This is a genomic window from Variovorax sp. V35, assembly GCF_041154465.1.
In the GTDB taxonomy this organism is placed as follows: domain Bacteria; phylum Pseudomonadota; class Gammaproteobacteria; order Burkholderiales; family Burkholderiaceae_C; genus Variovorax; species Variovorax boronicumulans.
This window is the reverse complement of the sequence record NZ_AP028666.1, coordinates 3,949,824-3,966,684: the sequence shown is the minus strand read 5'-3', so window position 1 is coordinate 3,966,684 and position 16,861 is coordinate 3,949,824. Positions and strand designations below refer to the sequence as shown.

Here is a 16,861-nt window from a genome sequence, read left to right as displayed (position 1 = left end):
CCGCGTGTGGCCTCAGGGCCAGGGCAACGCCGGCAGGCCCGGCGGTGGCGGCGGGGGAGCCGCCGACGTGCTCATGAGCCCCGTCTCCATGCCGTAGCGCACGAGGTCCATGTCGCGCAGGATGCCGAGCTTGGCCATGGCCGAGCCCTTCTGCGTGCTGATGGTCTTCTTGCTGCGGTGCAGCCGCTCGGCGATCTCCGTCACCGTGAGGCCCGACACGAACATGCGCACCACCTCGAGCTCGCGCTTGGAGAGCATGGCGTGCGGCTGGGTGTCGGTGCGGTGCGGCGCGGTGCGCGCGGCGATCTCCGCCATGCTGGGCGACAGGTAGCGTCCGCTCGCGTAGGCCGCATGCACGGCCGGCAGCAGGTGGCTCACCGAGTCGGCCTTGTTCAGGATGCAGGGCACGCCGATGTCCAGCAGTGAATGGATGATGCCGGGGTTGTCCAGCATGGTCATCACCACGATCTTCAGCCGCGGGTAGCGCTGGCGCACCAGCGCGAACAGCGCGATGCCGTCGCCGTGCAGGCCGCCGGGCATGGCGTAGTCGGACACCAGGATCTGGCAGTCGTGCTGCTTGAGCATCTCCATCATCTCGGTGGAGTCGCGCGCGGCGCCCACGACGGTGACCGCCTGGCTTTCGCGCAGCGTGCTCTCGATGCCGATGCGAACGGCGGGATGGTCGTCCGCGATCAGGACGCGGAGATTGAATGGCTTCATGGCGGACCTGTGGAACGCAGAGGGGTCGGACCTGCGCGCGCCGCGTGCAGGAAGGGCTGCTGTCGAACGCCCGGCCCCCGGCGTCGGGGACGTCTGAAAAAGGGGCCGGTGGCGGGTGCCTCGGGCGATGCCAGCAGGGGATGACTGGACTTTAGGAGGGCATCGGTCCTGCGTTAAGCGGCCTGATCCGATAGCGGGCCGCCAATGCATAGGACCCGTCCTAATTTGTAAGACGCGGGGTGCCTGGGGCTAGGACCGGGGGCGCCGGCGGATCGGATCGGGTCCGAAAACGGGTTCGGACCCGGGCAGCTTCAGGCCGCGGCCGCGCCCTCGGGCGCCCGGCGTGCGAGCGCGGCGCGCGCCGCCGGCTCGAAGCGCTCGAAGGCCTGCGCCAGCGCGGGCAGGTCGGCGTCGCGCAGCTGCGTTTCCATGGCGACGCAGTCGGCGGCGAGCCCGGCTTCGTGGATCAGCGCGAAGGCGCCGCGCAGCGAATGCAGCCCGGCACCGAGCGCGGCGCTGTCGCCGGCGTCCAGCGCCGCGCGGATGGCCGCCGCGGTGTCGGCCAGTGACTGCGCGAGCGGCCGGTGCACCGACGCGGGCAGGGTGCCCTGGGCGATGTCCTGCCGCCGGGCGCCGGCCGATGGCGCGGCCTCGGGGTCGCGCAGGGTCAGCTGCCGCACGGTCTGGTCGAGCGTGCCCAGCAGGATGGGCTTGATCAGCGCGGTGTCGATGCCCGCCGATTCGCAGCGCTCGCGTTCGCGCACCGCGACGTCGGCCGTGAGCGCCACGATGGGCACACGCGAGCCCTGTGCGCGCAGCGCGCGCGCCAGCGTGTAGCCGTCCATGCCCGGCATGTTGATGTCGGTGATGATGAGGTCGTGCCGCCGCCGGGCGAACAGGTCGAGCGCCTGCAGGCCGCCCGAGGCCTGGTCGGAGGTGTAGCCCAGCGCCTCGAGCTGCATCTTCACCAGCTCGCGGTTGGCCGGATGGTCATCCACCACAAGGATGTGCGCCGCCGGCGCGGCCGTGTCGGCGCCGGTGGCCGGCGGTGCGGGCGCGCGCGGGGGCAGGGCGGGCGCGGCAGGCAGCGGCAGCGTGACCAGGAAGGTGCTGCCCTTGCCCGGCGAGCTCACCACCTGGATGTCGCCACCCATGAGCCCGGCCAGCCGGCGGCACAGCGCCAGCCCCAGGCCGGTGCCGCCGAAGCGGCGCGCGATGCTGCTGTCGGCCTGCGTGAAGGGCTCGAACAACGCCTTCTGCTGCGCCGCCGTCATGCCGATGCCGGTGTCGCTCACGCCAATCACCACCGGCGAGGCGGGGTCGGCGTCGTCCTTCAGGTAGACCTCGAGCAGCACGTCGCCGGTGTCGGTGAACTTGATGGCGTTGCTCAGCAGGTTCATGAGCAGCTGGCGCAGGCGCGTCGGGTCGCCGAGGTGGTGCGGGGCGAGGGCGTCGTCGATCACGCAATCGAGCGCCAGGCGCTTGGCCTGCGCCAGCGGCGTGAAGACCGCGATCACCTGCCGCGCCGTGTCCGCGAGGTCGAAGCGGATCGACTCCAGGCGCATCTGGTCCGACTCGATCTTCGAGAAGTCGAGGATGTCGTTGATGCTGCCCAGCAGTGCGGTCGACGACGACGTCACGGCGCCGAGCCGCTCGTTCTGCGCGGCCGACAGCGGCGAGCGCTGCAGCAGCTCGAGGTTGCCCATGATGGCGTTCAGCGGCGTGCGGATCTCGTGGCTCATCATGGCCAGGAAGGCCGACTTCGCATGGTTGGCCTGGTGCGCGGCCTCGCGCGCGCTTTCCAATGCACGCTCGGCGTTCTTGCGCGTCGTGATGTCGGAGAAGTTGCACAGCAGCACGTCGCTGCCCTGGTACTTGGTGCGCACCACGCTCACCAGCAGCTCGGTGACCTCGCCGCTGGCCAGCGTCACGGGCAGCTCCAGGTCGGGCAGCCATTCGGGAGCGCCGGGCGCGTCGTCGTACAGGCGCAGCAGGCGCTGCGGCAGGGGCGGGTCTTCGGGGCGCGCGTTGTCGGTGCAGGCCTGCATCACCTGGTTCTGCAGCAGCACCTCGCCCGAGGGGTAGCGCAGCAGCGCCAGGCCCGAGGGCGTGGTCGCGACCATGGTGCGGTTGAGGTTCTCGCTCTCCACGATGCGCTGGGAGCGCGCATAGCCGGGCCGGAACACCTTGCGGTCGAGCAGGAGCAGCGCGGCCCAGACGAAGGCGATGAGCAGCAGCATGGCGCCCGCGTAGAGCGCGAACCGCAGCCCCAGCTCGGACGCGATGGTGCGCCACGAAAAGGCGTAGAGGTAGGTCCAGTTGGCGTCGGCGATCGGGGCGCGCAGCGTGAAGAGGCCGTCGCGGTACTGCAGCGTGGCGCTGTTGGCGGCCAGCGACGGCTGCGAGAGTTGCAGCGCGCGCGCCTGCAGGCCCTCGGTGCCGTTGGGGCCGTGCGTCTCGGCGATCACCCGGCCCGACGGGTCCACGAACATCGAGGCCTCGTCGTGGCGCTCGTTCGACAGGTGCGCGGTGATGATGTCCAGCGGGTAGTCGTTCACCAGCACGACGAAGGGCTTGCCGTCGTGGAAGCCGGGCTGCGCCAGCCGCAGCACCGTCTCGCCGGTGAAGGGGCTCACGGCGGGTGGCAGCCACACGGCCGTGCCGCTGTCGCGCAGGCGGGCGACGACGGCCGGGTCGCTCAGGTCGCCGAGCTCGGGCGGCGCGATGCGCTGGAGCAGGTCTTCGGTGCTGCGCGCGCCGTGGCGCTCGAACAGGTCGGCCGCGGCGGGGGCCGGCACCACGGCCAGAAAGCGCAGGTCGGGCGCATAGAAATAGCTGGAGTGCAGCGTCAGCGTCTTCGTGTAGGCCGCCGAGCGGTAGCCGACCTCTTCGGCCAGCCCGAGGTACTGCGCGAAGCTGTCGGCCGGGCGCTGCGCCGAGAGGTCGCCCAGCAGCAGCATCGGCGGGAAGTCCTTGTTGCTGGGCAGCACCAGCCGGCCGTCGTGCGCGGCGAAGGCGTCGACCAGCGACTGCGGCGCGCGCGCGCGCCGTTCCCAGGCGCCTTCCTCGTGAAAGATGTTGATCCGCGCCGAGCCCTGGCGCACGAAGAGTTCGAGGTGGAGCAGGGCCTTGCGCGCATTGAACTCGGCTTGTCGCTCCGCGACGAGAGCATCACGCCGGTGGCGGCCAGCAGCACGAGCGAGGTGACGGCGCCGCCCACGTACAGCAGCGCGCGCTGGTAGCGGTTCAGCAGGCTGATCACACCGCGTGGGGTGGCGCGCGACGCGCCGAAGCCGAAGAAACGCGGGAGATCGCTGGGCATCATGGCATCCGTGTGATCGGAGCGGGCAGGAGATGCCTGCCATCGTAGGGCACTGGCGTGCCCCGATGCGGGTTCGAAGGCGCCAAAGAAAAACGGGGCACAAGGCCCCGTTGTTCATGACTTCTCTGGCGGAGCAGGCGGGATTCGAACCCGCGGAGGGCTATTAACCCTCACACGCTTTCCAGGCGTGCGACTTAAACCGCTCATCCACCGCTCCTGAGCCCACGATTGTAGCGCGGGTTTTCAGCCGTTTTCAGGTCGGGCCAGAGCTTTTACCGGTTTGGATCATGCGCATGGCCGACGAGATCAGCGCCGCCGTCTCGGTCATGTTGCTCGGCACGATGAGCGTGGTCTTCGAATCGGCGGCCACCTTGCCGTAGGCATCGACGGCGCGCTCGGCCACCTTCAGCTGCACGGCCTGTTCGCCGCCCGGCTGGCGGATGGCGGCGGCCACGCGCTCGATGGCGTCTGCGGTGGCGGTGGCCACGGCTGTGATGGCAGCGGCTTCACCTTGCGCGTTGTTGATCTGCGCCTGCTTCTCGCCCTCGGAGCGGGCAATGAAGGCTTCGCGTTCGCCGGTGGCGATGTTGATCTGTTCCTGGCGTCGGCCTTCCGAGGCCGCGATGAGCGCGCGCTTGCCGCGTTCGGCGGTGATCTGCGCCTGCATGGCCAAGAGGATTTCCTTGGGCGGCGTCAGGTCCTTGATTTCGTAGCGCAGCACCTTCACGCCCCAGTTGAGCGCGGCCTCGTCGATGGCGGCCACGACCTGGGCGTTGATCACGTCGCGCTCCTCGAAAGTCTTGTCGAGCTCGAGCTTGCCGATCACGCTGCGCAGCGAGGTCTGTGCGAGCTGGGTCACGGCCACGATGTAGTTCGACGAGCCGTAGCTGGCGCGCATCGGGTCGGTCACCTGGAAGTACAGGATGCCGTCGACCTGCAGCTGCGTGTTGTCGCGCGTGATGCAGATCTGGCTGGGCACGTCGAGCGGGATTTCCTTCAGGCTGTGCTTGTAGGCCACGCGGTCGATGAACGGGATCAGGAAGTTCGGGCCGGGCGTCATGGTGCCGTGGTATTTGCCCAGGCGCTCGCGCACCCATGCGTTCTGCTGCGGCACGAACTTGACCGACTGGCTGATGAAGATGATCGCGATGACCAGGATGATGAGAGGAACGGAAAATTCCATGGTGTTGCTTCCTTTTCGAATGCGTTTTTCTGACTGACCGATTGAACTGTTAGATCTGCTAGATCTTGTCGACCACGAGGCGGCTGCCGACCACCTCGACCACGCGGTGTTCGCCGGTGGAGGGCGCATGGCCCGCGCGCAGCACGACGGTCCATTGCGAGCCGCGGTAGCGCACGGTGGCGGTGCCGTCGAGGTTCCAGGCATCGACGTACACGCTCTCGCCGATGTCCAGGTTGAGGTCGCGGTTGGCCTCGCTGGAGGGCTCGGCAGGGCGGTTGCGGCGGATCAGGTACCAGGTCACGACTGCGCCCACGCCGACCACGGCGGCCACCAGCAGCTGCGTGACGAGGCTGAAGCCCAGGTGCGCGGCGATGGCTGCGGCGGCGAAGCCGGCGGCCAGCAGCAGCAGGTACACCGTGCCGGACAACAACTCGGCCACGATGGCCGCGCCTGCGATCAACCACCAGAAGGTGGGATTTCCCATGGCAACTCCTCTCTTCTTTTGTTACTTGGACCTTCGCCATTCTGCGGCATGGCGCGCCATGCGCCTGTGTCGCGTAGGGATATGGCGCCCGGTGGGGCTGCTTGGGCCGGCTTGCCCTGCGGGGCTTGCAGGCGCCTGGCGCAATCCGTCATCCGAATTCCGTACACTTCGCGCCTCGCTCATTGCCTGTCTGACTGCCCGTCCGGAGCCCCGCTCATGAAATTTCGCTTTCCCATCGTCATCATCGACGAGGACTTCCGCTCCGAAAACACTTCGGGCCTCGGCATCCGCGCGCTCGCGCAGGCCTTCGAAAGCGAGGGCTTCGAGGTGCTGGGCGTCACGAGCTACGGCGACCTGAGCCAGTTCGCGCAGCAGCAAAGCCGCGCCAGCGCCTTCATCCTGTCGATCGACGACGAAGAGTTCTCGGTCGGCCCCGACCTCGACCCGGCCGTGCTGAGCCTGCGCAGCTTCATCGGCGAGGTGCGTCGCAAGAACGCCGACGTGCCGATCTACATCTACGGCGAGACCAAGACCTCGCGCCACATCCCGAACGACATCCTGCGTGAGCTGCACGGCTTCATCCACATGTTCGAGGACACCCCCGAATTCGTGGCGCGCCACATCATCCGCGAGGCCAAGAGCTACCTGGAAGGCGTGCAGCCGCCGTTCTTCAAAGCGCTGATCGACTACGCCGAAGACGGTTCGTACTCGTGGCACTGCCCTGGCCACTCGGGCGGCGTGGCGTTCCTGAAGAGCCCGGTGGGCCAGATGTTCCACCAGTTCTTCGGCGAGAACATGCTGCGCGCCGACGTCTGCAACGCGGTGGAAGAACTGGGCCAGCTGCTCGACCACACCGGCCCGGTGGCGGCCAGCGAGCGCAATGCGGCGCGCATCTTCAATGCCGACCACTGCTTCTTCGTGACCAACGGCACCAGCACCAGCAACAAGATGGTGTGGCACCACACGGTGGCGCCCGACGACGTGGTGGTGGTCGACCGCAACTGCCACAAGTCGATCCTGCACGCGATCATCATGACCGGCGCGATCCCGGTGTTCATGAAGCCCACGCGCAACCACTTCGGCATCATCGGCCCGATTCCGAAGAGCGAGTTCGAGCAGAGCGCCATCAAGGCCAAGATCAAGGCCAACCCGCTGCTCGCCGACGTGGATCCGAACAAGGTCAAGCCGCGCGTGATGACGCTCACCCAGTCGACCTACGACGGCGTGATCTACAACACCGAGACCATCAAGAACATGCTCGACGGCTACGTCGACACGCTGCACTTCGACGAAGCCTGGCTGCCGCACGCCGCCTTCCACCCGTTCTACGGCGCGTACCACGCGATGGGCAAGCGCCGCGTGCGCCCGAAGGAATCGCTGGTGTTCGCCACGCAGTCGACGCACAAGCTGCTCGCCGGCATCAGCCAGGCCAGCCACGTGCTGGTGCAGGACTCGCAGAACCGCGCGCTGGACCGGGACCTCTTCAACGAGGCCTACCTGATGCACTCGTCGACCAGCCCGCAGTACGCGATCATCGCGAGCTGCGACGTGGCCGCCGCCATGATGGAGCCGCCCGGTGGCACCGCGCTGGTGGAAGAGAGCATTCTGGAAGCGCTCGATTTCCGCCGCGCCATGCGCAAGGTCGAGGAAGAGTTCGGCAAGGACGAGTGGTGGTTCAAGGTCTGGGGCCCCGAGAAGCTCGTCGACGAAGGCATCGGCCGCGCCGAAGACTGGATCATGCACGGCGAGAAGAACGGCAAGCCCAAGAGCAAGAAGTCGCCGCGCAACTGGCACGGCTTCGGCGAACTGGCCGACGGCTTCAACATGCTCGACCCGATCAAGTCGACCATCGTCACGCCGGGCCTGGACCTGGAAGGCAACTTTGCCGAGACCGGCATCCCCGCCAGCGTGGTGACCAAGTTCCTGGCCGAGCACGGCGTGATCGTGGAGAAGACGGGCCTGTACAGCTTCTTCATCATGTTCACCATCGGCATCACCAAGGGCCGCTGGAACACGCTGCTCACGGCGCTGCAGCAGTTCAAGGACGACTACGCGCGCAACCAGCCGATGTGGCGCATCCTGCCCGAGTTCTGCCAGCAGCACCCGGGCTACGAGCGCCTGGGCCTGCGCGACCTGTGCCAGCACATCCACCAGCTGTACGCGCGCTACGACGTGGCTCGCCTCACGACCGAGATGTACCTGAGCGACCTGACGCCGGCCATGAAGCCCAGCGACGCCTTCGCCCACATCGCGCACCGCAAGACCGAGCGCGTGGAGATCGACGAGCTCGAAGGCCGCATCACCACCAGCCTGATCACGCCGTACCCGCCGGGCATTCCGCTGCTCATCCCGGGCGAAGTGTTCAACAAGAAGATCGTCGACTACCTCAAGTTCTCGCGCGAGTTCAACCTGCAGTGCCCGGGCTTCGAGACCGACATCCACGGCCTGGTGGCGCGCATCGACGAGACGGGCAAGAAGCGGTACTACGCGGACTGCGTGCGTCAGGCAAGTTGAAAGAGGAGCGTGCCCAGGTGAGGGGCACGGTCTGCGAAGGCTGGGCTAGCCTTCGCGCACCCGCATGAAGCGGGCAAATTTGGGCAACCCGCTCGGGTGCGTGCCGTTGTAGCGGTAGGTGACCAGGCTGCCGATCGGCGGTGGCTGGTCGCGCTCGGCGTCGGTCAGGCCGGTGCCGAGCCGGAAGCGCTGGCCGTCAGGCATCTCGACCATCAGCGCGCCGAGCCGGCCGTGGTGCTTGCCCTTGCCAGGCAGGTGCGCGACCACGCGGGCCTCGGCGTCTTCGAAGGGCTTGACCTTGAGCAGGTCGTTGTTGCGCTCGCCGCGGTACATCGACGCGCCCCGGTGCAGCATCAGGCCTTCGCCGCCCATCTTCACGGTCTTGTCGAGCAGCGCCTGCAGGTCTTCGTGCGTGGTGGCGGGCTGCTGCGGCACGGCCACCACCCAGGGCGCGTCGGTGATCGGCAGCAGCTTGCGCAGCGCCGCGAGGCGGGTGTTGAAGTCCCCGCCCTGGGCCGGCAGATCGAACACCATGAAACGGATCTCGTGCCAGGCGGTGTCGCTGGGCGTCTGGCTGCGCACGGTGGACATCGTGTGGTTGAAGCGCCCACGTCCCGCCCACAGTTCGCCGTCGAGCGGCTGCTTGGGCAGCGAGGCGGTGAACCAGGCCGGTGCCATGACGGGCTCGCCGCCACGGGTCCAGAGCTTCTGGCCGTCCCAGTAGCCGCGCACGCCGTCGAACTTCTCGCTGACCCAGTAGCCCGCGAGCGACATGCCGGGGCGGTACACCTCGGCCAGCATCAGGGCGGGGGCGGCCACGCGCGCGAACGCGGCGCGGCCCGAAAGGGCTGCGCCCAGTCCCGCGAACAGGAGGAGGGTGCGTCGGTTCAACACGGTGGCAGGCGCTGGGAGCCGAGAGGGGAAATTACTCCGCCATGCCTCCGACCACGTTGCTGAAGCCGCCGTCCACGTAGGTGATCTCGGCGGTCACGCCGCTGGCCAGATCGCTCAGCAGGAAGGCAGCCACGTTGCCGACTTCCTCGATGGTCACGTTGCGGCGGATGGGCGAGGCGTCGGCCACGGCCGTGAGGATCTTGCTGAAGCTCTTGATGCCGCTGGCGGCGAGCGTCTTGATGGGGCCGGCGCTGATGCCGTTCACGCGCATGCCCTTCGGGCCGAGCGAGGCGGCTGTGTAGCGCACCGACGCCTCGAGCGAGGCCTTGGCCAGGCCCATGGTGTTGTAGTTGGGCAGCGCGCGCTCGGCACCCAGGTAGGTCAGCGTGAGCAGGGCCGACTTGTCGTTGAGGTAGGGCAGGGCCGCCTTGGCCATGGCCGGGAAGCTGTACGCACTGATGTCGTGCGCGATCTTGAAGCCTTCGCGCGAGAGGCCTTCCAGGAAGTCGCCGGCGATCGATTCGCGCGTGGCGAAGCCGATGCTGTGCACGAAGCCGTCGAAGGTGGGCCAAGTCTGGGCGAGGTCGGCAAAGAGCTTGTCGATCTGCGCGTCGTCGCCCACGTCGCAGTCGAAAATCAGTTTCGAGCCGAAGTCTGCGGCATATTCGGTGATACGGTCCTTGAATCGCTCGCCGACATAACTGAAGGCGAGTTCCGCGCCCTGGTCGTGACAGGCCTTGGCAATGCCATATGCAATGGAGCGATTGCTCAACACACCGGTGATCAACAGTTTCTTGCCGGAAAGAAAGCCCATGAAGTTGCCTCGTGAAAATCTTGGGCAGAATTCTCGCATGCGAGGTTGGCTGCTCTGGATGTTGGCGCTCCTGGCGCTGCCCTCGTGGGCGGCGCACGGGCTGGGCATGGGTTACGAGCCCAAGTACCCGGCATCGTTCACGCATTTCGACTACGTGAACCCCAACGCGCCCAAGGGCGGCGACCTGACCCTGTCGGCCGCCGGCAGCTTCGACAAGCTCAACCCCTTCACCCTGCGCGGCGTGCCCCCGGTGGGCATGGGCTACAGCGCCAACGGCTTCGTGTTCTCCGAGTACGGCCTGCTCTTCGACTCGCTGACCACGCCGAGCGAGGACGAGCCCTTCTCGCAGTACGGCCTGCTGGCCGAGGACATCCAGCTGGCGCCCGACCGCTTGAGCGTCACGTTCCGGCTGAACCCCAAGGCGCGGTTTTCCGACGGCTCGCCGGTGCTGGCGAAAGACGTGAAGTACTCCTTCGACACCCTGCGCAGCAAGGCGGCCGGGCCGACCTTCCGCTCGTACTGGGCCGACATCAAGGAGGCCGTGGTGACGGGCGAGCGCACCATCCGCTTCGACTTCGTGCGCCAGAACGCCGAGCTGCACATGATCATCGGCGGGTTGCCGGTGTTCTCCAGCGCCTGGGGCAAGGGCAAGCCCTTCGACCAGATCGTGACCGAGGCGCCGATCGCGAGCGGGCCGTACGTGGTGGACAGGGTCGATTTCGGCAAGTTCATCTCCTACCGCCGGCGCCCGGACTACTGGGCCGCCAACCTGCCGGTGCGCAAGGGGATGTTCAACTACGACACGGTGTCGTACCAGTATTTCAAGGACTCGCTCGGCGAGGAAGAGTCGCTCAAGGCCGGCGCGCTCGACGCGATGGAAGAGCGCTCGATCATCGCGTGGGTGCGCCGCTACAAGGGCCGCCGCTTCGACTCCGGCGAGCTGGTCAAGGAAGAGATCGCGCATCGCCGCTTCACCGGCATGCAGGGCCTGGCGCCCAACCTGCGGCAGCCGCGCTTCGCCGACATGCGCGTGCGCAGGGCGCTGGCGCTGGCCTTCGACTTCGACTGGCTCAACGCCCACCTGTTCTACGGCCGCCGCGGGCGCACCCAGAGCTACTTCCAGAACAGCGACGACCTCATGGCGCAGCCCGAGGTCAGCCCCGAGGAGCAGGCGCTGATCGACAAGCTCAAGACCCGGCAGCGCTACCTCGACAACACGAAGGGCGAGTTGCCGCGCCCCGACGGCAGCGGCGACACCGCCGAGGGCCTGCGGCGCAACCTCGTGAAGGCGCAGGAACTGCTCAAGGAGGCCGGCTGGACCTACCGCGACGGCGCGCTGCGCGACAAGGCCGGCACGCCGTTCGTGATCACCATCGACATCGCCGACCGCAGCTCGGGCGTGGTGCTCGCGCCGTATGCGCGCAACCTCGGCAAGCTGGGCATCCGGCTGGACTACCGCCTGCGCGACCCGAGCCTGCTGAAGAAGAAGCTGGACGACTTCGACTTCGACATGGCCATCAGCCTCGTCGGTGGCTCGTCGAGCCCGGGCAACGAGCTGTACGACGACTTCGGCTCGAAATCGGCGAGCGAGAAGGGCAGCCAGAACCTGAGCGGCATCAGCGACCCGGTGGTCGACGAGATCGTCGAGGTGATCGTCAACAGCCACGACCGCGCCTCGCTCGCGGCGGCCGCGCGGCTGCTGGACCGCTACTTGCTCCACCAGCACTACATGACCCCGATGTACTACGGCAAGCAGTATTTCATTGCCCACAAGCGAAAGCTGCGTCGCCCGGACGCGCCCTTGCCGCAGCGCCTGCTCGCGGGGTCGGCGATGCTGACGATGTGGTGGATCGAGCCGAGCGCCAAGTAAGAGAACAAGAACACGCATGGCCGCCTACCTGATCCGACGCCTCCTGCTGATCGTTCCGACGCTGTTCGGCGTGCTGCTGCTGAACTTCGCCATCGTGCAGTTCGTGCCGGGCGGTCCGGCCGAGCAGCTGCTCTCGCAACTCACCAACAAGGAGAACCGCATCTCGGGCGGCCCCACCGGCCGCACGCTCGACGCCAAGCAGGTGGCCGAGATCAAGGCGCTCTACGGCTTCGACAAGCCGGCCCCCGAGCGCTTCTGGCAGATGCTCAAGCAGTTCGCCCGCTTCGACCTGGGCAAGAGCTTCTTCCAGAGCAAGGACGTGTGGCAGCTCATCAAGGAGAAGCTGCCGGTGTCGATCAGCCTGGGGCTGTGGACCTTCTTCATCAGCTACCTGATCGCGGTGCCGCTCGGGGTGGCCAAGGCCGTGCGCGCGGGCTCGCGCTTCGACTTCTTCACGACGCTGCTGGTGCTCGTCGGCTACGCCATTCCGGGCTTCGTGCTGGGCGTGGCGCTGCTGGTGATCTTCGGCGGCCAGCTGCAGTGGTTCCCGCTGCGCGGGCTGACCTCGCCGAACTGGGAGTCGCTGAGCTGGGGCGCGCGCATCGTCGACTACCTGTGGCACATCACCTTGCCGGTGACGGCCATGGTGCTGGGCAGCTTCGCGATCACCGCGATGCTCACCAAGAACTCCTTCCTCGAGGAAATCCGCAAGCAGTACGTGTTGACGGCGCGGGCCAAGGGGCTGGCCGAGCGGCAGGTGCTGTGGAAGCACGTGTTCCGCAACGCGCTGATCCCGATCATCACGGGCTTTCCGACGGCGTTCATCGGCGCCTTCTTTTCGGGCGCGCTGCTGATCGAGACGCTGTTCTCGCTCGACGGCATGGGCCTGCTGAGCTACGAGAGCGTGCTGCGGCGCGACTACCCGGTGTTCCTGGGCACGCTCTATCTGTTCACGCTGATCGGGTTGGTGACCAAGCTCATCTCCGATCTTTGCTACGTCTGGGTCGATCCGAGGGTGAAGTTTGACTGAAGCCGCCGCCGTGTCCGTGAGCCCCGGGCGCCGTGCCTGGCGCCGTTTCCGCCGCAACCCGCTGGGGTTCTGGAGCTTGGTCGTCTTCTCGGCGCTGGTGGTGCTGAGCCTGTTCGCCGACGTGCTCTCCACCGACAAGCCGCTGGTGGTGCGCTACGAAGGCCAGACCTACTTCCCCGTGCTGCGCGACTATTCCGAGAAGACCTTCGGCGGCGACTTCGAAACGCCGGCCGACTACCTCGACCCCTTCATCGAGCAGCGCATCACGCAGGGCGACAACTGGGCGCTGTATGCGCCCAACCGCTACGGCCCGGCCACGCTCAACTATTTCTCGAAGCCGCCGAACCCCGCCGCGCCCTCGCACGCGAACCTGCTGGGCACCGACGAACGCGGGCGCGACCTGCTGGCCCAGCTGATCTACGGCTTTCGCGTGAGCGTGCTGTTCGCGCTGGCGCTCACGGTGGTCGGGGTGGTGCTGGGCATCGCGACCGGCGCCGTGCAGGGCTTCTTCGGCGGCAAGATCGACCTGACCTTCCAGCGCCTGATCGAGATCTGGAGCGCGATGCCCGAGCTGTACCTGCTGATCATCTTCAGCGCGATCTTCACGCCGAGCGTGTCGCTGCTCTTGATCCTGCTGAGCCTGTTCGGCTGGATGGGACTGTCGGACTACGTGCGCGCCGAGTTCCTGCGCAACCGCCAGATGGACTACGTGCGCGCCGCGCGCGCGCTCGGCGTGGGCAACCTGCAGATCATGTGGCGCCACATCCTGCCCAACAGCATGGTGCCGGTCGTCACCTTCCTGCCGTTCCGCATGAGCGCGGCCATCCTCGCGCTGACCTCGCTCGACTTCCTCGGACTGGGCGTCCCGCCCGGCACGCCGTCGCTCGGCGAACTGTTGAGCCAGGGCAAGGGCAACATCGATGCGTGGTGGATCTCGCTGTCCACCTTCTGCGTGCTGGTCGTCACGCTGATGCTGCTGACCTTCATGGGCGACGCGCTGCGCGATGCGCTCGATCCCCGGAAGGCCGACAAATGACGACGCGCGACACGACGAAGAACCAGCCCCTGCTCGACGTGAAGGGGCTGCGCGTCGCCTTCGGCGGCAAGCCGGTGGTGCACGGCATCGACCTGCAGATCGCGGCGGGCGAAAAGCTCGCGCTGGTCGGCGAGTCGGGCTCGGGCAAGACGGTCACGGCGCTGTCGCTGCTGCGGCTGGTGCAGAACGCCGACCTTGGCGGGGTGGCGACTCTCTTGGGGTCGCAGGCGCAGCGCGGTGCGCGTGACCTGCTGTCGATTCCGGAGCGTGAGCTGCGCGGCATCCGCGGCAAGGAGATCGCGATGATCTTCCAGGAGCCGATGACTGCGCTCAATGCGCTGTACACCGTGGGCGACCAGATCGCCGAGGTGCTCGAGTTGCACGAAGGGCTGTCGGCCCGCGCCGCACAGGAGGCGGCGGTGCAGCTGCTGGCCGACACCGGAATTCCCGAGCCAGCGCGGCGGGCGAGGTCGTATCCGCATCAGCTGTCGGGCGGGCAGCGCCAGCGCGCCATGATCGCGATGGCCCTGGCCTGCAAGCCGCGCCTGCTGCTGGCGGACGAGCCGACCACGGCGCTCGATGTCACGGTGCGCGCGCAGATCCTCGAGCTGCTGGCCGACCTGCAGCGCAAGTACGGCATGGCCGTGCTGCTCATCACCCACGACCTGAACCTGGTGCGCCGTTTCGCCGACCGGGTGGCGGTGATGGAACGCGGCCACATCGTCGAGCACGGCCCGGTGGGCACGGTGTTCGAGGCGCCGCAGCATGCCTACACCCGCAAGCTGATCGACAGCCATCCGGCGCGCGACGTGGCCGAGGCGGCCGCCGATGGCGCGGCGCCGCCGGTGCTGGAGGCCCGGGCGCTGCGCGTGAGCTATCCGGTGTCGCGCCCCGGGTTCGCGGGCTGGTTTCGCAAGGGCGAGTTCGTCGCGGTGCAGGGCGCCGATTTCCGGATCGCGCCGGGCGAAACGCTGGGCGTGGTCGGCGAATCGGGCTCGGGCAAGTCGACGCTGGCGCTGGCCGCGCTCGGCCTGCTCAAGCACCGGGGCGAGCTGCAGGTGACGGGGAAGGGCTGGGCGGTGGGCCGCGCCTCCGACCTCGCGCTGCGCCGCACGATGCAGGTGGTGTTCCAGGACCCGTTCTCGTCGCTCTCGCCGCGCATGACGGTCGAGCAGATCGTGGGCGAGGGGCTGCGCGTGCATGCGCCCGAGCTCGACGCCGCGGCCCGCCGGGCGCGCGCGCTCACGGCGCTGGCCGACGTGGGGCTGAGCGAGGCGCAGTTTCCCGCGCTGCTCGACCGCTATCCACACGAGTTCTCGGGCGGGCAACGCCAGCGGCTGGCGATCGCCCGGGCGCTGATCGTCGATCCGCGGCTGCTGGTGCTCGACGAGCCCACCAGCGCGCTCGACGTGACCATCCAGAAGCAGGTGCTCGGCCTGCTGCAGCGGCTGCAGCGCGAACGGGGGCTGAGCTACCTGCTGATCACCCACGACGTCGAGGTGATCCGTGCCATGGCGCACCAGGTCATCGTGATGAAGGACGGCGCGATCCTCGAATCCGGGCCGGCCCTGCGGGTCCTCGACGCCCCCGAGCATCCCTACACACAGAAGCTGGTGGCGGCGGCGCTGCTGGAATAAAAAACGGAGACGGGTAGAAATGTCGAATATCGGACACGGCCGGCGCGGTGCCTGGCGCGCGGCGCTGGCCTGCATGGTCACGCTGGCGGTGGCCATGGGCCTGGGGCGCTTCGCCTTCACGCCCATGCTGCCCATCATGCTGAGCGAGGGAAAGCTCGAGCTGGCCGGCGGCGGTTTGCTGGCGTCTCTTAATTACCTGGGCTATTTCTTCGGCGCGGTCAGCTGCGCGGCCATCGGCATCAAGGCGTCGAGCATGGTGCGCGGCGGGCTGCTGGCCACGGCGGCCTTGCTGGTCGGCATGGGGCTGCTGCACAGCTTCGTCGGCTGGGGCGTGCTGCGTGCGGCGGCCGGGGTGATGAGCGCCTGGGTCTTCGTGTTCGCCTCGGGCTGGGGGCTGCGCCGGCTGGCCGAGACGAATTCGCCCATGCTGGCCGGCGTGATCTACACCGGGCCGGGCATCGGGATCGCAATGACCGGCCTGCTGGGCGGCGCGCTGGGTCGATGGGGTTCGGAGGCGGGCTGGATTGGCCTCGGGCTGCTGGCCGTGGTGCTGGTCGCGGTGATCTGGCGGGTGTTCGACGATGGCGAGCGGGTGGGGGCGGCGGTGGGCGGGGCGGTGGCGAGCCCGGCTGTTGCAACGGGTAGCGCCTCGGGATCGGCGTCAGCCCGCAGCGATGCGATCTGGCTGGTCGCGCTCTATGGGCTGGCAGGCTTTGGTTACATCATTACTGCCACTTTCCTGCCCGTGATCGCCCGGCAGGCGCTGCCGGGATCGCCATGGCCGGATTTCTTCTGGCCGCTGTTCGGCGCGGCCATCATTCCGGGCGCATTGATCGGCGCCCGCGCCCCGGTGCATTGGGACAACCGGCTGCTGCTGGCCGCCGCTTATGCATTGCAGGCGCTCGGCGTCGTTTTTTCAGTGGCCTGGCCGACCATTGCGGGTTTTGCGCTCGGCAGCCTGTTGCTCGGCATGCCTTTCACCGCCATCACGCTTTTCGCCATGCGGGAAGCCCGACGGCTGCGCGGCAATGCCGCGGCCGGGCTGATCGGCTATGCCACGGCGTGCTACGGGGTGGGGCAGATCATCGGGCCGCTGTTTGCGGCGCCATTGGCCCAGCGCACCGGTTCTTTCGAGCTGCCTTTGCTGGTGGCGGCGGCCGCATTGGCCCTGGGCGCGGTGCTGTTTGCCGTGGTCTGGTCGAAATACCGGCGCCCTGTGGCCGCCTGAATACCGATGTCCTTCATTTATGCACGCGAATAGCATATAATTCGAGGCTCACGACCAAACGGGCGGGTACCAACCGCCCGTTTTTTTTGGTCTATGCATTCTCAAGCAGCAATTATTTGGCGTCGTGGT

General features: G+C 67.8%; 12 protein-coding genes and 1 tRNA gene. 6 read left to right on the top strand and 7 right to left on the bottom strand.

All coding sequences use genetic code 11. The features are described from left to right. Positions 1-12: 12 nt before the first annotated feature. The 5 genes from ACAM42_RS18370 to ACAM42_RS18350 form a co-directional block, all read right to left on the bottom strand. Complete coding sequence (locus ACAM42_RS18370; protein WP_062470253.1) at positions 13-720, bottom strand: response regulator transcription factor; 708 nt, start codon at positions 718-720, stop codon at positions 13-15. A 311-nt stretch (positions 721-1,031) separates the two neighbouring features. Further along, on the bottom strand, positions 1,032-3,824 hold the full coding sequence (locus ACAM42_RS18365) for an ATP-binding protein (RefSeq protein ID WP_369628960.1): 2,793 nt from the start codon (positions 3,822-3,824) through the stop codon (positions 1,032-1,034). A 344-nt stretch (positions 3,825-4,168) separates the two neighbouring features. Continuing rightward, positions 4,169-4,259: transfer RNA gene (locus ACAM42_RS18360), tRNA-Ser, on the bottom strand. Between the two features lie 36 nt (positions 4,260-4,295). Then, positions 4,296-5,225, bottom strand: coding sequence for an SPFH domain-containing protein (locus ACAM42_RS18355; protein ID WP_093239542.1), 930 nt, complete (start codon positions 5,223-5,225; stop codon positions 4,296-4,298). Between the two features lie 58 nt (positions 5,226-5,283). Then, positions 5,284-5,709, bottom strand: a complete 426-nt coding sequence (locus ACAM42_RS18350) for an NfeD family protein (RefSeq protein WP_139701638.1) — start codon at positions 5,707-5,709, stop codon at positions 5,284-5,286. Between the two features lie 216 nt (positions 5,710-5,925). Between ACAM42_RS18350 and ACAM42_RS18345 the strand changes: the two genes are divergently transcribed. Next, entirely contained in the window at positions 5,926-8,223 is a 2,298-nt protein-coding gene (locus tag ACAM42_RS18345) for an arginine/lysine/ornithine decarboxylase (protein ID WP_062479834.1), read from the top strand. 45 nt (positions 8,224-8,268) lie between these two features. Here the strand turns inward: ACAM42_RS18345 and ACAM42_RS18340 are convergent, their stop codons facing one another. Both ACAM42_RS18340 and fabI read right to left on the bottom strand, forming a co-directional pair. Continuing rightward, on the bottom strand, positions 8,269-9,117 hold the full coding sequence (locus tag ACAM42_RS18340) for a DNA ligase (protein WP_369628959.1): 849 nt from the start codon (positions 9,115-9,117) through the stop codon (positions 8,269-8,271). 31 nt (positions 9,118-9,148) lie between these two features. Continuing rightward, positions 9,149-9,931: an enoyl-ACP reductase FabI gene (gene fabI, locus ACAM42_RS18335; RefSeq protein ID WP_062479830.1), complete on the bottom strand. Its 783-nt coding sequence runs from the start codon at positions 9,929-9,931 to the stop codon at positions 9,149-9,151. Positions 9,932-9,968: 37 nt separating this feature from the next. Here fabI and ACAM42_RS18330 point away from each other — a divergent pair, with 37 nt between their 5' ends. From ACAM42_RS18330 to ACAM42_RS18310, 5 genes are read left to right on the top strand one after another with little or no spacing between them, the layout of a single operon-like run. Continuing rightward, positions 9,969-11,801, top strand: a complete 1,833-nt coding sequence (locus tag ACAM42_RS18330) for an extracellular solute-binding protein (protein ID WP_369628958.1) — start codon at positions 9,969-9,971, stop codon at positions 11,799-11,801. 16 nt (positions 11,802-11,817) lie between these two features. Next, positions 11,818-12,831 carry a microcin C ABC transporter permease YejB gene (locus ACAM42_RS18325; protein WP_062479827.1) on the top strand — a complete coding sequence of 338 codons (1,014 nt, stop codon included), beginning with the start codon at positions 11,818-11,820 and terminating at the stop codon, positions 12,829-12,831. Continuing rightward, positions 12,824-13,867, top strand: coding sequence for an ABC transporter permease (locus ACAM42_RS18320; protein ID WP_062479825.1), 1,044 nt, complete (start codon positions 12,824-12,826; stop codon positions 13,865-13,867). The genes ACAM42_RS18325 and ACAM42_RS18320 overlap by 8 nt, the downstream gene beginning before the upstream one ends. After that, positions 13,864-15,504, top strand: a complete 1,641-nt coding sequence (locus tag ACAM42_RS18315; RefSeq protein WP_369628957.1) for an ABC transporter ATP-binding protein — start codon at positions 13,864-13,866, stop codon at positions 15,502-15,504. Before ACAM42_RS18320 ends, ACAM42_RS18315 begins: the two co-directional genes overlap by 4 nt. 19 nt (positions 15,505-15,523) lie before the next feature. Beyond that, entirely contained in the window at positions 15,524-16,732 is a 1,209-nt protein-coding gene (locus ACAM42_RS18310) for a YbfB/YjiJ family MFS transporter (protein WP_369628956.1), read from the top strand. Positions 16,733-16,861: the final 129 nt, after the last annotated feature.